The following is a 15,562-nucleotide window of genomic DNA, read 5'->3' on the forward strand; positions in this document are numbered from 1 at the left end:
GGATTTCGTGTCGATCATGTTCGAGCCAGACGGCCGAGGCCCCTCCTCGGTTCGCCTGCTGTTGACCGGTGTCTGTTGCATCGTCGCTATCGCGGCAGCCGCCACACTGATGGTCGCGAATTCCCGGGGGGCACTGCGCAAGTCCGTGCCGGTGACGGCAGTCATGGCGAATGTCGGCGACGGGCTGCCCGCCAAGTCGGATGTGAAATTCCAAGGCGTTCGCGTCGGGTTGGTCACGGCGGTGACGCCCGCCGCCGATAGCGGAATGAACGATGTCCGTATCGAGCTGAATCCCCACCTCGCGCAGACGATTCCGGCCACGGTGACCGCGCGGGTGGTGCCGAGCAACGTGTTCGCGGTGCCCTCGGTACAACTCGTCTACAACGGTGCGGCACCGGTGCTGACTTCGGGAGCCCGCATCAGCCAGGATCACAGCCTGGCGACCGTGCGCCTGCAGACCTCGCTCGATCAGCTGCGGCGGATCATCGCCGCGGTCGGTCGGGACGAAACCGATAACGCGGTGGGCATGTTGGCGATCCTCGCCGAAGCCACCAATGGGCGCGGCGCAGGCATCGAGAATGCGGCGGCACGGCTGCGCGATATCGTCGTCGAACTCGACAAGGTCGTCTCGGTGCAGGCGGTGCCGTCCACGCTCGACTCGCTCTCGGCGGCGATGCGTGAACTCCAGTCGGCGGCACCGGATCTGCTCGACGCCCTGCATCAGGCGATACTGCCGCTGCAGACGCTCGCACAGCAGCGCGCGAAACTCACCGCGCTGCTGTCCGGCGGCCTGCACACGCTCGGCACCGTCGGCACCGGACTCGACAACAACACCGACAAGATCATCGAAATCACCACGCATATGTCACCGGCCCTCGGCGCATTCGGTGACGGTGCGAGCAAGTTTCCGCAGATCAGTGTTTCGCTGACGCGAACGATCACCCGTTTCAACGGGTTGTGGAATCCGCAGACACAACGGCTTACCCCGCGCGTCATAGTGCAGCTCACACCGAACCGGCAGTACACCGCGGCGGACTGCCCCCGATACGGCGAGCTGGCCGGTCCCAACTGCGCGAGCGGTCCGGCGACACCCGCCCCGGCCGAGGGTTTGCCGCCCGGCTTGGATCCGCGCCGCTTCCAACCGCCGGCCTCGCTGCTCGATAGCGATATCGGGCCGGTCGGCAGTCCCGCCGAACAGGAGCAGATCGCGGACATCCTCGGCGGAAATCCCAATGCCGCCGCGGACATTCTGTTCGGTCCGCTGGCCCGCGGCGCCAATGTCTCGATCACGCCGGACCCGAGCGGAGGCACCCGATGAGCTATCGCGGATCACTGCTCGTGCTGATCGCCTTCCTGATCAGTTCGGCGCTGCTCAGCTGGTCGGTCGCGATCACCCTGCAGCGCGGCATCGGCGGCGAGACCACCGAGTACTCCGCGCTGTTCACCAACGTCTCCGGCCTGCGTGTCGGCGATGACGTCCGGATGGCCGGGGTACGGGTCGGCCGGGTCGAATCGGTCGAGTTGGCGGGCACGCTCGCGCGGGTCGGTTTCCGGATCCACAGCGATCAGGTGCTCACCGGGAACACCACCGTATCGGTGACGTATCAGAACCTGATCGGTCAGCGCTATCTCGGTGTAGCCATGGGCAACCACGGCGACCCGACCGTACTGAAACCCGGTGCCGAGATTCCGGTCGACCACACCGAGCCGTCGTTCGATATCTCCAAGCTGCTCAACGGTTTCGAGCCGTTGTTCGGCACACTGGACCGGACCGCGGTCGACAACATCACCGCTGCCCTGATCAAGGCTTTGCAGGGCGACAACGGCTCGATCACCACGCTGATCGCGGAGACGACCCGGCTGGCCGAATCGTTCGCCGGGCCGGACGAGGTGCTCGGACAGGTCATCTCGAATCTCGCCACCATCGTCGGCAATCTGGCCCAGCAGAGCGGAAATCTGACCACGGTGATCGACCAGACACGAGCCGTCTTCGAGGGCCTGCAACAACAGCAGCGAGCACTATTCGATTCCGTGGACCAGATCGCGAAGGTGGTCGGCCGAGCGTCGGAGATCGTGGCTGCCGACCAGCCCACCCTGGTCGAATTCCTGACTCGGGAACCCGGATTCACGCAGCACTTCCTGGACAACAAGGGCAAGTTCGAATACCTCGGCTACAACCTGCCACTGGTTCTCAAAGGACTGGCCCGCATCACGCAGGAAGGCGGCTACGTCGACGCCTACATCTGCGATGTGACCGTGTCGCTAGTCCCGGGCCTGACACCGCTGATTCCGCAAATAGTCGACGCGGTATCCCCCGGCGGGGTTGCCCAACACACCTCCAAGTGCAGGTGAGGCGCATGCGCATACCGTGGAATCACAACAGCCGCACCCGAATCGCGCGTCGGCAACTCGAAGAACTCAGCAGGCCCTGGCTCGGATTCGCGGCGATCGCGCTGCTGGTAGTCGCGGTCGCCGCCGCACTGGTGGTCAATTCGCTCGATATCGGTGAGCGACGTCTGGAGGCGGATTTCGCACAGGCCGCGCAGCTCGGTGCCGGCGATCAGGTGACGGTGGCGGGCGTGCCGGTCGGCCATGTGGTCGGCCTGCGGTTGGCCGGTGAACACGTGACGGTCACGCTGAGCATCGCCGACAATGTCGCGCTCGGCCCCGCCACGACCGCGTCGATCAAACTCACCACCTTGCTGGGCAATCGGTATGTGGAACTCGCACCGGCCGGTTCCGGTGCGCTGCCGAATGGCCGAATCCCCTTGGCGCAGACCAATGTTCCCTATGATCTGCAGTCGGCCCTGGCCGATGCCACGACCACCTTCACTCAGGTCGATGCCGATAAGGTCGGCCAGGCGCTCACCGAACTGTCCACCCAGCTACAGGGGCTGCCACAGCTGGTTCCGTCGGTGATGCAGAACGTCACCATCCTGTCGGGTGTGATCGCGGAACGACGCGGGCAGATCGGCACATTGCTGACCAGCACGAGCCAACTCACCACCGTCATCGAGAATCAACGGGCCGGCCTGGGCGTGCTGTTCGACCAGGGCCGCGACCTGCTGCGGGAGGTCGCGGCCAAGCGGCAGGCCATTGCCGCCCTCATCGCAGCCACCAGCAATGTGGTGCGGACACTGCAACCGATCGTCGTGGACGACCAGCCCGAAATTCAATCCCTGCTCGACAACCTCGGCCAGCTGGTTCAGATGCTCAGCCGGCACGACGACCTGCTGCGCAACATATTGCAGATCCTGCCGGTGCCCTGGCGCAGCTGGGCGGACCTGAGCGGCTCCGGGCCGGAACTGGAGGCCAACGCGTCCTCGGGAGCGTTCATCGACTCCTTCATGTGTGCGCTGGTCGGCCGCGCGAAGATCCAGCTGCCCCCCTATTCGGAGGACTGTCGATGAGATCGTTACCCCGTCCCGTGAAGCTGGTTCTGGTACTCGCGGCCACCGCGCTGATCGCCGGGACAGCCGGCGCTCCGCTGTCCCGGCTGAACGAAACCATCACCGTGACAGCGCATTTCGACAGCGCCGCCGGTGTCTTCGTCGGTAATCCGGTGGATGTGCTCGGCATGCGGATCGGTAAGGTCGACCGCGTCGAGCAACGTGGCGCGCATGTCGAAGTGACGATGCGGGTGGACGCCTCGGTGCGGATTCCCGCCGATGTCACGGCGGTGACCGTCTCGGATTCGGTGCTGACCGACCGGCACATCGAGCTCACCCCGGTCTACCGCGGCGGACCGACCCTGGCGGCCGGGGCGACGCTTGGTACCGATCGCACGAAGACGCCGGTCGAGTTCGACAGTCTGCTGGCCATGGCGGAGAAGCTGTCCACGTCACTGCAGGGCGACGGGCAGGGGCACGGCCCGATTGCCGACGCGGTCGGTGTCGGCGCGGCGGTGGCAACGGATAACGGCGATGAGATCAAGGCCGCGCTGGACCAGCTGTCCCGAGCGCTGCGCATGGGCGACGATCATGGCGCCGCCACCAAGAACGCGATAACCACTCTGGTGCACAATCTGGACTCGCTGTCCGCCGCGGCCGCGCGCAACGACGAGACGATCCGCGAGTTCGGCAGCGGGGTCCGCCAGCTGAGTGAGCTGCTCGCCGAACAAAATCTCGGCACCGGCGACACCGGCGCGAAATTGAACGAAATCCTCACCGGGACAACCGATCTCATGCAGCGCAATCGTGGCGCCCTGTCGAGTACGGCGAGCGGTGCGAACGTCATCTTCCAGAGTCTGTCGGATTACAACCGCAACATCGCGGAATTCATGGATCTGTTCCCGTTGGTCGTAGACAACGCCTATGCCGTGATCGACCAGAACGTGGGCGCCGGTCGGGTGCACGTGAATGTGGACAAGATCGTGCTGGACGGGCAGATGGTGAAGCAGGTGTGCAACCTGCTCGACTTGAAACAGCTCGGCTGCAACACCGGGAAATTGTCCGATATGGGGCCGGACTTCGGCATCGTGGCCATGCTGGCCGGAATCGCGGGTTTGCCGAAATGATTACCAGGAAAGCAACTTTCACCAGTGCCGCCGTCGTGCTGCTGTGCGTGGTACCGGCGAGCGCTTGTTCGATGGGGCTGGATCGGATGCCGCTGCCCGCGCCATCGGTCGGATCGCACACGTTCACGCTGACGGCCACCTTCGCCAACGCGCTCAACCTCCCGACCAAGGCCAAGGTGAAGGTCGACGGCGCCGATGTCGGAGAGGTCGAGTCCATGACGGCACGCGATTACGCCGCCGTGGTCACCCTGCGGATCCGATCCGAGGTGCTGCTACCGACGGGCACGACCGCCGAATTGCGGTCGGCCACACCGCTCGGCGATGTATTCGTCGCACTCGATCCGCCACCGAATCCGGCTCCCGGTGCCGCGGTGCTGCACGATGGGGACAGCATTGCGCAATCGTCGACCTCGGCGGCGGCGACCATCGAGGAAGTACTCGCCCGGGCGGCATTGCTGGTCAACGGTGGTGTGATCCGAGATCTGACGAAGGTGATCAACGGTCTCGGCGCCGAATTCGGTGGGCGGGGCGACCGCATGGGTGAGCTGATCGCCCAAACGACCACATTGGTCCGGACGCTCTCGGCGCGATCGGACCAGATCCGGGCGGTAGTGCAGGACACCGCAACGCTGACCGCCACCGTGGCCGCGCAACAGTCGGCGGTCAACGATGTGGTGGCCGCCGCGAGCCCGGCCCTGGATGTTGTGGCCGCCAGCACCCAGGACATCGTGGATCTCGCAGCCCAGTTGAATCGGATCGCCGGCCAGCTCGCGAAGTTTCCGTCGATCAACGGAACCGGAAAGCGCAGCCTTGTTACCGACCTCAACAATCTCGCCGCCGGACTCAACACCGCCGCGATAGACCCCAACGCCAACCTCGCCCCGCTGAACCACACCATAGCCATCGTCAGTGGCAAGATAGCCAACGCCGCAGCCGCCACCGCCGACGCCGATATCTATCAGATAGCGCTCGGAGCGGCACCCGACCCGAACTTCCCGGGTAATCCGGAAGCCCGGGTGCCGAGCCAGACCGACTGGGAGAACTTCGCCGGTTCGTTGGCGTACTCGTTGGGCCGGTTGTACGGCCGAGTGATCGGACCGGGACGATGAACCGCCCGGACCCGAATCGTGCCTTCGGCGTCCGTCTGGAGTCGGCGGCGGGCGCGGTCCTCGCAGTCACCGACCGGTTGGTCCGTCATCGACTCGTCGTCTCGTTGGTCGCCCTGGTGGCCACGCTGATAGCGGGAGCGACGTATGTCCTGTTCGGATCGCTCGAGCTGAACCCGTTTGCGTCGACCTACCAGATCCGGGTCCACCTGGCGCAATCCGGTGGTCTGCTGCCCGACCGGGACGTCACCGTGCGCGGTGTCCGCGTCGGCCGCGTGTCTTCGGTCGACATCGTCGACGGCGAAGTGGTCGCGGTCGCGTCGATCGAGGCAGGCACCAGGATCCCGACCGACAGTGCGATCCGGGTGGCCGGATTGTCGATGGCCGGTGAGCAATACCTGGATTTCGTTCCGACCAACTCCGGTGGCCCCTATCTAGCCGGCGGCGCGGTCATCGGCAAGGACCGGACCGCAGTGCCGGTGCAGCTGGCACAGTTGCTCGGCGACCTCAACGGCACCATCGCACAACTCGATCCCGACAAACTGCAGGCGATCGTGCACGAGTTGGGCGCGAGTTCGGCGGCGCCGGAGAAGCTGGCGGCGATCATCGATGGTGGCACCTTCCTGATCACCACACTCGGTGCGGTACTTCCGCAGACTGTCAGTCTGCTGCGCACCAGCGAGGTGGTGCTCGGCACCGCACGCGAGCTCGGACCGGCTCTGGCGGCTACCGCGGCCGATCTCGAACGCACTGCCGCTGGCGTGAATTCGATGACGGGCGGGTTCGACACCCTGCTCGACGTCGGGCCGGAGGCGCTGCGGACCATGGACCAGATCATCGCCGACAACTCCCCGACCATGGTCCAACTGCTCGGCAATCTCGCGACCGTGGCCCAGATGTCATACGTGCACGTACCGGCGATCAACAATCTGTTCTTCCCCACGCAGCGGGCCGGCTCTACCGCAGACGCTTTGGGCACCGCATTCCACGACGGCGCGCTCTGGGCGATCGCCAGCATCTATCCACGAAAGCAGTGCGATTACGACCTGCCGCGCCTGCCGGTCACCGTCGCGAACCATCCCGAACCCTACTTGTACGCCTACTGCACCGACCCGGATCCGACGCTCCTACCGCGCGGAGCCCGCAACGCGCCACGGCCCCCGGGCGACGACACCGCGCACCCCCCGCCCGGAGTCGATCCGCTGGCGACCGCCGATCCGACACCGCAGGGGCCGCTGTCGATCCCGACACCGTACGGCGGTGCATACGTTCCGGCATATGTACCGCCGAAGTAGCAAACCAACAACGAAGGCCAGGAGGTTTCGATGAAGAAATCAGTGCTGGAGACCGAAAACGCTACCGAGACAACCGACTCGGGCTCGGACACCGACAACCCATCCGTGCCCGAGAAGGAAACAGCCACCGAGACAAGCGATTCGGACCAGGTAGCCGAGGACTCGCCCGTGGGCGCGGACGCCACATCACCCTTCTGGCGGCGTCGTTGGGTGCCGCGCGCGGTGGTCGGCGCGACCGCCTTCGTCGCGGTATCTGCCTCGGTGCTTGCCTGCGTGCTCGGCTGGAAACTGCACGACCGCAGCCAGGTCGATACCGCGGCCCGGCAGGCCGCGAGCACCGCGCAGACCTACGCGGTCACGCTGACGAGCATCGATTCGCAGAATATCGACCAGAATTTCGCCGCTGTCATCAATGGCGCGACCGGCGAATTCAAAGACACATACACCCAATCCAGTAACCAATTGAAGACACTGCTGGTCGAGCACAAGGCCATCAGCAAGGGGCGCATCGTGGACTCCAGCATCAAGTCGGCGACCAAGGACCGCGTCCAGGTAATGCTGTTCATCGATCAAGAGGTCACCAACTCGGTGAGCCCAGATCCACGGATCGATCGCAGCCGCATGGTCATGACCATGGAGCGGGTCGGCGACAGCTGGCTGGCCAGCAAAGTGGATCTGGTGTGATGTGATCGATCAATCCTCCGCACCGTCGGTCACCCGGATAAGGAACTGGGGCCGCGGCTATCTGAACCGTCATCCGGTCGCCTCGCTGGATACCGTAGGCGCCCAGTTCATCCTGGGTGTGCGTGCGGTGCAGTATCTCGTAATCGACATCGCGACAGGCCGTTTCGCGTTCAAGGAGTTCGTGCGGCAGGCCGCTTTCATGATCAAAACCTCATATCTGCCGACCGTCGCGGTGGCCTTGCCGATCAGCGCGACCCTATCGATTCAATTCGGGCTGATCGCGGGTCAGGTCGGTGCGACCTCGCTCGCCGGTGCGGCCAGCGGTCTCGCGGTCATCCGGCAAGCCGCACCGGTCGTCACCGCGATGCTGTTGGCGGCGGCGGTCGGCTCGGCGATCTGCGCCGACCTCGGCTCCCGCACCATCCGAGAAGAGATCGACGCGCTCGAGGTGATGGGCGTTTCGGTGCTGCGCAAGCTGGTGGTGCCGCGGGTGGCCGCCGGGGTGCTGGTCGCGGTCGGACTGACCGGGCTGAGCGCGTTCGTCGGATTCCTCGCCGGATATATGTTCAATGTCTATGTCCAGGGCGGTACGCCCGGCAGCTTCATCGCCACCTTCTCCTCGTTCGCGCGCATCGGCGATATGTATCTTGCGGTGGTCAAGGCGGTGGTGTTCGGGCTCATCGTGACCGTCGTCGCGTGCCAGAAGGGATTGAGCACCAAGGGCGGTCCCGGCGGCGTCGCGAATTCGGTCAATGCCACCGTGGTGGCCTCGATCGTGCTGCTCATGGTGGTGAACGTGGGCTTCACCCAGATGTACACGATGCTCTTCCCACGGCAGGCGCTCTGAGATGGCCGCACCGTACTATCCGCTGCACATCGGGCAGGTGCTCCGCGTTGCGGACGCACCGCTGCACGGCGCCATGCGCCTCGGGCATATGGCCATATTCTTCCTGCGCGCGCTCGCCTCCATTCCGATCGTCCTGCGCCATTACCGCAGGGAACTACTGCGCCTGATCTCGGACATCACCTGGGGCAACGGGTCTCTCATCGTCGGCGGCGGTACGGCGGGCATCATTGTCGTGCTCGGCGCGAGCGGCGGCGCACTGGTGGGGATCGAGGGCTACAGCGCATTGAAATTGCTCGGCATCGGCCCGGCGACAGGTCTGGTCTCCGCGACCGCGTCGACCCGTGAACTGGCGCCGATCATGGCGTCCATCGCCTTCGCGTCACAGGCCGGCTGCAGATTCACCGCCCAACTCGGTGCCATGCGCATTGCCGAGGAGATCGACGCGATGGAAACACTCGCCATCCGGTCCATCCCCTACCTGGTGACGACGCGGCTCATGGCCTCGGTGGCCGCCATAGTCCCGCTCTATCTCGTCTGTCTGGCAATGAATTTCGTCGCGGTCGAGTTCGCCATCGGCATCGCGGGCAGCCAATCACCCGGCACCTACGACCACTACTTCCGCATGGTGCTCAGTGCGACCGATGTCGTGTACTCGCTGACGAAGGCCGTCGTCTTCGTCGTGATCACCACGACCATCCAGTGCTACTTCGGCTACTACTCCGCGGGCGGCCCGGTGGGCGTCGGTATCGCCGCCGGTCGCGCGATGCGGGCCAGCATAACCGTCATGATCTGCGTTAACCTGCTGATGACACTGGCACTGTGGGGGTTCGACTCGGGGGCCCGAATCAGCGGGTGATCGCCCGTCGTTACGGCGCCCAGCACCGGGCCAGGTCCGGTTCCGCCGCCCGATCGACCAGTTCCACCCGGAAACCATTGGCGCCGCGTAGAAATGCGAAGAACAGCCGCCCGGCGTCGGCGGGCCGGGTGGCCTCGGTGACGTATCCGTGGCGCACGAGTTCGGCGGTGTCGGCGGCCACATCGTCGGACCAGTAGCCGATGTGATGAATCCCTGCCTCCCCCACCGGTTCCCACAGCGTGCCCGCCACGCTGCGGACGACTTCCAACCGCGGCACGGTCGTCGAGTACCGACATTTCAACTCCACGACGGCTTGTTCGCCGTCGGGCAGGTGCACCGCCACCGGCCCGCCGATCTCGGGCCCCCACTCGCTGGCGAGCACCGCGGACAGCGTCGCCACGGTGGCTTCGAAGTCCGTCGCCACGATCCCGATATGGAACTGATCCTCGGCCTTCACAATCGGACCTCCGGTTCCGCTCCCACACAAAGAATTGCGTTCTTGATCACGAGAAGGATATTCTCACTGAACGAGAGGAGATGCAATGGCGTGGGATTTCGAGACCGATCCGGAGTACCAGAAGAAGTTGGACTGGGCCGATGAGTTCGTGCGCGCGGAGGTCGAACCGCTCGACCTCGTCTGGGAGCACGAGCAATTCGTGCCGCTGGACGGCGCGCGGCGCAAGGCGATCCAGCCGCTCAAGGAGGAGGTGCGGCGACAGTGCCTGTGGGCCACGCATCTGGGACCGGAGTTGGGCGGCCAAGGCTACGGCCAGCTGAAACTCGCGCTGCTCAACGAGATTCTGGGCCGTTCCTCTTGGGCGCCGATCGTTTTCGGCTGCCAGGCGCCCGATACCGGCAATGCCGAGATCATCGCGCATTACGGCACCGACGAGCAGAAACAGCGCTACCTGCGGCCGCTGCTGGATGGTGAGCTGTTCTCCAGCTATTCGATGACCGAACCGCAGGCGGGCGCCGATCCGACCCGGTTCGAGACCCGGGCGGTGCGCGACGGTGACGACTGGATCATCAACGGCTGGAAGTTCTTCTCCTCCAATGCGAGAACCGCCGCCTTCCTGATCGTCATGGCCGTGACGAATACGGAGGTGAGCCCGTACCAGGGGATGTCGATGTTCCTGGTACCTACCGATACCCCAGGTATCGAGATCGTGCGCAATGTCGGCCTCTACGGCGAGCCGATGAATGGTGGCAGCCACGCACTCATCCATTACGAAAATGTGCGCGTGCCCCCCGAATCCCTGCTCGGCGGCGAGGGCCAGGCCTTCGTCATCGCGCAGACCCGTCTCGGCGGCGGCCGCATCCACCACGCGATGCGCACCATCGGACTCGCGCAGAAGGCCATCGACATGATGTGCGAGCGGGCACTGTCGCGTACCACGGCGGGCAGCCGGTTGGCCGATAAGCAGTTCGTCCAGGGCTATATCGCCGATTCCTATGCCCAGCTGGCCCAGTTCCGGCTGTTCGTACTACATACCGCCTGGAAGATCGACAAGTACAACGACTACAAGAAGGTCCGTAAGGACATTGCCACGGCCAAGATCGTCATGCCGACGGTGCTGCACGATATCGCCTGGCGCGCAATGCAAGTGCACGGCGCATTGGGCACCACCAATGAGATGCCGTTCTTCCGGATGATCCACGGAGCGGGTGTCATGGGACTGGCCGACGGGCCGACCGAGGTGCACAAGACCACCGTCGCCAAGCAAGTGCTGCGCGACTACCAGCCCACCGACGGCATGTGGCCCACCGAATGGATTCCCGGAAAGCAGGAAGCCGCCCGGGCGAAGTTCGCCGAATATCTCGAGCATGAAGTAGGGAACCAGTGAGCATCGATACCACCCGGCTCGCCGATTGGATGGACGGCCACGGTCTGCCTGGTAAGGGCGAACCTCTCGAAACTCGCTTTCTGTCCGGCGGCACCCAGAACGAGATCTATCAGATCCGTCGCGGCGAACACCTGAGTGTCCTGCGTATCCCACCCGCCGAGGCGCCCGCAGACCGGGACGCGGGCATCTTGCGCGAGTGGCGGATCATCGAGGCCCTCGACGGCACCGATGTCCCGCATACCGCCGCCGTCGGAGTCTGCACCGACTCCTCGGTGCTCGGACGCACCTTCTACCTGATGGGCTTCGTCGACGGCTGGTCGCCGATGGACCATCGCGGCATCTGGCCGGAGCCGTTCGACTCCGACCTACAGGCGCGGGCCGGACTCGGCTACCAGCTGGCCGAGGGAATCGCATTGCTGTCCAAGGTGGATTGGCAGGCGAAAGGTCTGCAGGATCTGGGCCGTCCGGACGGCTACCACGAGCGGCAGGTGTCGCGGTGGCTGAACTTCTACGACAAGATCGACGGCGCGCGCACGCTCGACGGCATGGATGTGGCCACCGAGTGGCTGCGCACCCACCGCCCGCTGGACTACATCCCGGGCCTGATGCACGGTGACTACCAGTTCGCCAATGTGATGTTCAAGCACGGCGGCCCGGCGCGGCTGGCCGCGCTGGTGGACTGGGAGATGGGTACGGTCGGCGACCCGAAGCTCGATCTCGGCTGGATGCTGCAGGGGTGGCCGGAGGACACCAGCGACCCGGCCGTGGCTACCAAGGGCTACGCCAATATGCAGTACATGCCCTCGCGTGAGCGGATGCTCGCGCACTACGCGGAGGTGTCCGGGCGTCAGGTCGACGATATCGACTACTACCTGATCCTGGCCAAGTGGAAGCTGGCGATCGTGCTCGAGCGCGGTTTCCAACGCGCCAAGGGGGATATCAAGCTGTCGGCGTTCGGCCCGATTGTGCTCGACACTATGCGCGCCGCAGCCGAATTGGCCGAGAGTACGGAGTACAGGTCATGAGCGAGCTAGTACCGCGTCGAGATAGCTTCTGCGGTATCGAGCCTCGGTTCGGAGGGTGCCGTCGAACGCACCCGAGTAGTGATCGTCCACGCCGCATTCGACCGCAGTATCACTACGCTCGACGAGCAACCGGAGAGGGCGGCGCAGCAAGGTATCCGGGCGCGGCACTGTCGATTAACGCAGGCGACCTGTTGGTCATTTCGGAGCCGAGCGCCAGGGAGGCGCAGCCATGAGCGACGCGGAGTTCTTGCTGGACCGGCGCGGCCCGGTCATGGTCGTTCGGCTCAATCGTCCAGATGCGCGAAATGCTTTGACCGCCACCATGATGCGCGGAATCGGTGCGGCGATCATTGCGGCCGAAGCCGATCCGCTGGTGCGGGCCGTCGTGCTCACCGGCACCGGTGATCGCGCTTTCTGTTCCGGAATGGACCTGCGCGCCTTCGCCAGTGGCGAAGATTTCGGCAGCGGTGCGGAAGCCGAGGCCTACGGGCGGCTGACCAAGGGACAGGTGAGCGTGCCGGTGATCGGCGCGGCCAATGGCAGCGCCGTCGGTGGCGGATTGGAACTACTGATGGGCTGCGATGTGATCGTGGCCTCCGCGGCGGCGAAATTCGGCTTCCCCGAGGTCAAGCGCGGACTGTTCGCGGGTGGCGGCGGTACCTTCATCGGCACCCGGATCCCCCTCGGCATCGCACTGGAGTTGCTGCTGACCGGCGATCTCATCGACGCCGAACGCGCCGAACGGATCGGGCTGGTGAACGCGGTAGCCGAACCGGATGCGGTGTTCTCGACCGCACTGGCCATGGCCGAGCGCATCGCCGCCAACGCACCGCTCGGGCTGGCCGCTTCGAAAGAGCTGGCTCGCCTTGCGGTTTCGGATGCCGCCGCAGCCACCGAACGGCTCGGCAAGTGGCAGGCATCGGTATTCGGCAGCGACGACGCCCAGGAAGGCGCACGCGCGTTCGCCGAGAAGCGCACGCCGAACTGGCGAGGCCGGTGATATGCGCGCGGTGATCTGCCCGGCCTACGGGCCGCCGGAGGTCGTGCGCATCGAAGACCGTCCGTCGCCCGCACTCGAATCGGGACAGGTTCGAGTGCGGGTCGGCGCTGCCGCGGTCAACTTTCCGGATGTCCTTGTGGTCGCGGGCGAATATCAGATCAAGGTGCCGACACCGTTCGTGCCCGGCAGTGAATTCGCCGGCACCATCACCGAAACCGCCGACGACGTCACCGAATTCGCCATCGGTGACCGGGTCACCGGCACCGGAATCGTCGGGGCGTTCGCAGAAGAGGTAACCGTGCCCGCCGCTGGACTCGGCCGCATCCCCGACGGAGTCGACGACCATTGTGCGGCGGCGTTCGGCGTCGCGTACCGGACGGCGTATCACACACTGCGTTCGGTAGCCCGGGTTCAGCCCGGGGACCGGCTGCTCGTACTCGGGGCAGGTGGCGGAGTTGGGCTTGCGGCCGTACAGCTCGGGGTCCGTTTGGGTGCCGAGGTGACTGCGGTCGCCTCCTGCGCCGAAAAGCTCAGCGCCGCAGCCACTCACGGTGCCAGCCAGCTCATCGACCACACCAGCGCAGACCTGCGCGCGGCGCTGAAAGAGGCATTGCCCGACGGCGCCCATGCCGTCGTCGACCCGGTCGGTGGTCGACTGTCCGAGCCCGCGCTGCGGTCGCTACGCCGCGGCGGTCGATTCGTCACCGTCGGCTTCGCCTCCGGCGAGATTCCACGGATCCCACTGAATCTGGTGCTGGTCAAGGGAATTCACATACTCGGCTTCCAATTCCAAGACCTGGACCCGGCCGAATTCCGCCGCAACGAGGACGAACTGCGAGAACTGTTGACCACCGGCCGCGTCCTCCCGCACATCAGCGCGGTGTATCCGCTCACCGAGGCCGCCACCGCACTACGGCGGGTCGCCGACGGGCAGGCCATTGGCAAAATCCTGCTCGATCCGAAGGCATCATCCGAGGCAGCCAAACCTGTTGACCACCAACTCGAACCACTATAACCGGGTCGACGACGTGATCGAGACGCAGCGGAGATGGTGTTGCGGCGCACGTCGCTCATGACCGGATCATCGTGGGGCAATATCTGCGCCGAAGCCACCGTACCCGTGGGTGAGGCGCGCCTATGCGATGAACTCGTCGATGGAGTCGCCCCCATGGCGCGCTCGAACCAGGTCCCGCTCGATGTCTCGGCGTAAGCCGTCACGAGCGCCCGGTACGAGTGCACCGGGCGCTCGGCCATAGCTCACCCCACCGGAAGCAGATCCGCAGACAAGTGATCCGGGGTTTCACTGCAGCGGAACATTTCCACAGCCTCGAGTGCGTCGACCGGATGCGCCAAGGCCGCCAGCGCCCGTGCCTTGAACGCTTGCGCGGCCACGCTCAGTCGGTGCTGCACGCCCTCGGTGCGGCAATCGAGTTCGCCCGGACAGTCCGCACCCCAGACGGTCACCTCCAGCGACCGCTCCTCGATATTCTTCAGCACGCCCTGGTGGACCCGCGGATCGGTCTCGAAAACCTTTGCGGCGACTGCGATTCCGTTCGGCCATACGCTCACATCCGATAGCGATGCCAGCGAGCTCTCCAGATCCAGCACGGTTGCCCCGAGGATCCGCAGCGGTCGGATATCGGCGGCGGCGCCGACACAGACCGTCACCTCCCATCCGGCCATCGCCCGATCGAATAGCCAACCGCCGGAATACCGCACCACGTCGGCGACATCGGGGGCGATGACCGCCAGCCGATATCTCAGAGGGTGCTTGCGGGCATGAGCTCGCGCTCGAGCGAGCGGACGTACTCCGTAAAGACCCGGTTCAGTGGTATCGAGGGGTCGAGCAGCCATGAGGTTTCCATCCCGTTGAGAAATGCGACTATCTCCACAGCCTTGATGGCAGGGTCCAGATCGGTGCGGTAGCGGCCTGCGCGTTGGCCGCGTCGGATGCCGCCGGCAATGGTGGCGACGGCGGCTCGGTACCGACCGAGCAGGCGATCGTGCAGCGGCGCATCCGGGTCGAGGTTCTCCACGAGCAGCACGGTGAACATGCCGACCAGATCCGGCGAGCGCCGGAACCGGTCGACGACGTTTTCGAGCTGCTCGATCAGATCGCGTCGGCGGTCGGAATGGAGTTCGTCGTCGGTGTCGCGAGCTTCGAGTACCGCATGCAGCAGCTGCTCCTTGGACTCGAAGTGATGGAGCACCCCGGCCGTACTGACTCCGGCCTCCCGCGCGATCTGCGCCAGCGTCGTATTACGCCAGCCGTTGCGCGTGAGCAGTCGCTGTGCGACGGCGAGAATCTGCAGCTTGCGGTGCTCACCCTTGGCTAGCAACGTCTCATATGGCCGCGGGCTACCGGTTTCGGGATCGGACACCGAACTCC

Annotated in this window: 17 protein-coding genes; 14 read left to right on the plus strand and 3 right to left on the minus strand. The window is 65.3% G+C overall.

Annotated elements, in window-relative coordinates; translation table 11 throughout:
* The first annotated feature begins 16 nt into the window (after nucleotides 1–16).
* The 9 genes from ACIBJI_RS09400 to ACIBJI_RS09440 are packed head-to-tail and all read left to right on the plus strand — an operon-like array spanning nucleotide 17 to nucleotide 9,304.
* A complete protein-coding gene (locus tag ACIBJI_RS09400) occupies nucleotides 17–1,318 on the plus strand; it encodes an MlaD family protein (protein ID WP_397083660.1) in 1,302 nt (433 codons plus the stop codon).
* The gene (locus ACIBJI_RS09405; RefSeq protein WP_364342875.1) at nucleotides 1,315–2,352 is read left to right on the plus strand and encodes an MlaD family protein; all 1,038 of its coding nucleotides are present in this window, start codon (nucleotides 1,315–1,317) and stop codon (nucleotides 2,350–2,352) included. The genes ACIBJI_RS09400 and ACIBJI_RS09405 overlap by 4 nt, the downstream gene beginning before the upstream one ends.
* Nucleotides 2,353–2,357: 5 nt before the next feature.
* Nucleotides 2,358–3,410 carry an MCE family protein gene (locus tag ACIBJI_RS09410; protein WP_397083663.1) on the plus strand — a complete coding sequence of 351 codons (1,053 nt, stop codon included), beginning with the start codon at nucleotides 2,358–2,360 and terminating at the stop codon, nucleotides 3,408–3,410.
* Nucleotides 3,407–4,516 carry an MlaD family protein gene (locus ACIBJI_RS09415; protein ID WP_397083665.1) on the plus strand — a complete coding sequence of 370 codons (1,110 nt, stop codon included), beginning with the start codon at nucleotides 3,407–3,409 and terminating at the stop codon, nucleotides 4,514–4,516. The genes ACIBJI_RS09410 and ACIBJI_RS09415 overlap by 4 nt, the downstream gene beginning before the upstream one ends.
* Entirely contained in the window at nucleotides 4,513–5,625 is a 1,113-nt protein-coding gene (locus tag ACIBJI_RS09420) for an MCE family protein (protein ID WP_397083667.1), read from the plus strand. Before ACIBJI_RS09415 ends, ACIBJI_RS09420 begins: the two co-directional genes overlap by 4 nt.
* Nucleotides 5,622–6,917 (plus strand): MlaD family protein, encoded by a 1,296-nt coding sequence (locus ACIBJI_RS09425; protein ID WP_364342888.1) that lies wholly within the window; start codon nucleotides 5,622–5,624, stop codon nucleotides 6,915–6,917. Before ACIBJI_RS09420 ends, ACIBJI_RS09425 begins: the two co-directional genes overlap by 4 nt.
* 30 nt (nucleotides 6,918–6,947) lie before the next feature.
* Nucleotides 6,948–7,601, plus strand: a complete 654-nt coding sequence (locus ACIBJI_RS09430; protein ID WP_397083669.1) for a hypothetical protein — start codon at nucleotides 6,948–6,950, stop codon at nucleotides 7,599–7,601.
* A gap of 4 nt (nucleotides 7,602–7,605) precedes the next feature.
* Nucleotides 7,606–8,448, plus strand: coding sequence for an ABC transporter permease (locus ACIBJI_RS09435; RefSeq protein WP_364343105.1), 843 nt, complete (start codon nucleotides 7,606–7,608; stop codon nucleotides 8,446–8,448).
* 1 nt (nucleotide 8,449) lies between these two features.
* Nucleotides 8,450–9,304 carry an ABC transporter permease gene (locus tag ACIBJI_RS09440; protein WP_396958090.1) on the plus strand — a complete coding sequence of 285 codons (855 nt, stop codon included), beginning with the start codon at nucleotides 8,450–8,452 and terminating at the stop codon, nucleotides 9,302–9,304.
* A 10-nt stretch (nucleotides 9,305–9,314) separates the two neighbouring features.
* Here ACIBJI_RS09440 and ACIBJI_RS09445 read toward each other — a convergent pair whose 3' ends face one another.
* A complete protein-coding gene (locus ACIBJI_RS09445) occupies nucleotides 9,315–9,761 on the minus strand; it encodes a VOC family protein (RefSeq protein ID WP_364342897.1) in 447 nt (148 codons plus the stop codon).
* Nucleotides 9,762–9,846: 85 nt separating this feature from the next.
* Between ACIBJI_RS09445 and ACIBJI_RS09450 the strand changes: the two genes are divergently transcribed.
* The 5 genes from ACIBJI_RS09450 to ACIBJI_RS09470 all read left to right on the plus strand — a co-directional run bounded on the left by ACIBJI_RS09450 (nucleotide 9,847) and on the right by ACIBJI_RS09470 (nucleotide 14,383).
* Nucleotides 9,847–11,148 (plus strand): acyl-CoA dehydrogenase family protein, encoded by a 1,302-nt coding sequence (locus ACIBJI_RS09450; protein ID WP_397083671.1) that lies wholly within the window; start codon nucleotides 9,847–9,849, stop codon nucleotides 11,146–11,148.
* Between the two features lie 29 nt (nucleotides 11,149–11,177).
* Nucleotides 11,178–12,173 (plus strand): phosphotransferase family protein, encoded by a 996-nt coding sequence (locus ACIBJI_RS09455; protein WP_397083746.1) that lies wholly within the window; start codon nucleotides 11,178–11,180, stop codon nucleotides 12,171–12,173.
* A gap of 229 nt (nucleotides 12,174–12,402) precedes the next feature.
* Nucleotides 12,403–13,173 (plus strand): enoyl-CoA hydratase-related protein, encoded by a 771-nt coding sequence (locus tag ACIBJI_RS09460; RefSeq protein WP_364342903.1) that lies wholly within the window; start codon nucleotides 12,403–12,405, stop codon nucleotides 13,171–13,173.
* Between the two features lies 1 nt (nucleotide 13,174).
* Nucleotides 13,175–14,188, plus strand: coding sequence for an NADPH:quinone oxidoreductase family protein (locus tag ACIBJI_RS09465; RefSeq protein WP_364342906.1), 1,014 nt, complete (start codon nucleotides 13,175–13,177; stop codon nucleotides 14,186–14,188).
* Nucleotides 14,189–14,245: 57 nt separating this feature from the next.
* Nucleotides 14,246–14,383 carry a hypothetical protein gene (locus ACIBJI_RS09470; protein ID WP_364342913.1) on the plus strand — a complete coding sequence of 46 codons (138 nt, stop codon included), beginning with the start codon at nucleotides 14,246–14,248 and terminating at the stop codon, nucleotides 14,381–14,383.
* A 47-nt stretch (nucleotides 14,384–14,430) separates the two neighbouring features.
* Here ACIBJI_RS09470 and ACIBJI_RS09475 read toward each other — a convergent pair whose 3' ends face one another.
* Together ACIBJI_RS09475 and ACIBJI_RS09480 are read right to left on the minus strand one after the other, a co-directional pair.
* Nucleotides 14,431–14,856, minus strand: coding sequence for a hypothetical protein (locus ACIBJI_RS09475; protein ID WP_364342916.1), 426 nt, complete (start codon nucleotides 14,854–14,856; stop codon nucleotides 14,431–14,433).
* A gap of 77 nt (nucleotides 14,857–14,933) precedes the next feature.
* Nucleotides 14,934–15,554, minus strand: coding sequence for a TetR family transcriptional regulator (locus ACIBJI_RS09480; RefSeq protein WP_364342919.1), 621 nt, complete (start codon nucleotides 15,552–15,554; stop codon nucleotides 14,934–14,936).
* Nucleotides 15,555–15,562: the final 8 nt, after the last annotated feature.

Source organism: Nocardia sp. NPDC050408, from assembly GCF_044458905.1.
Lineage (GTDB): Bacteria > Actinomycetota > Actinomycetes > Mycobacteriales > Mycobacteriaceae > Nocardia.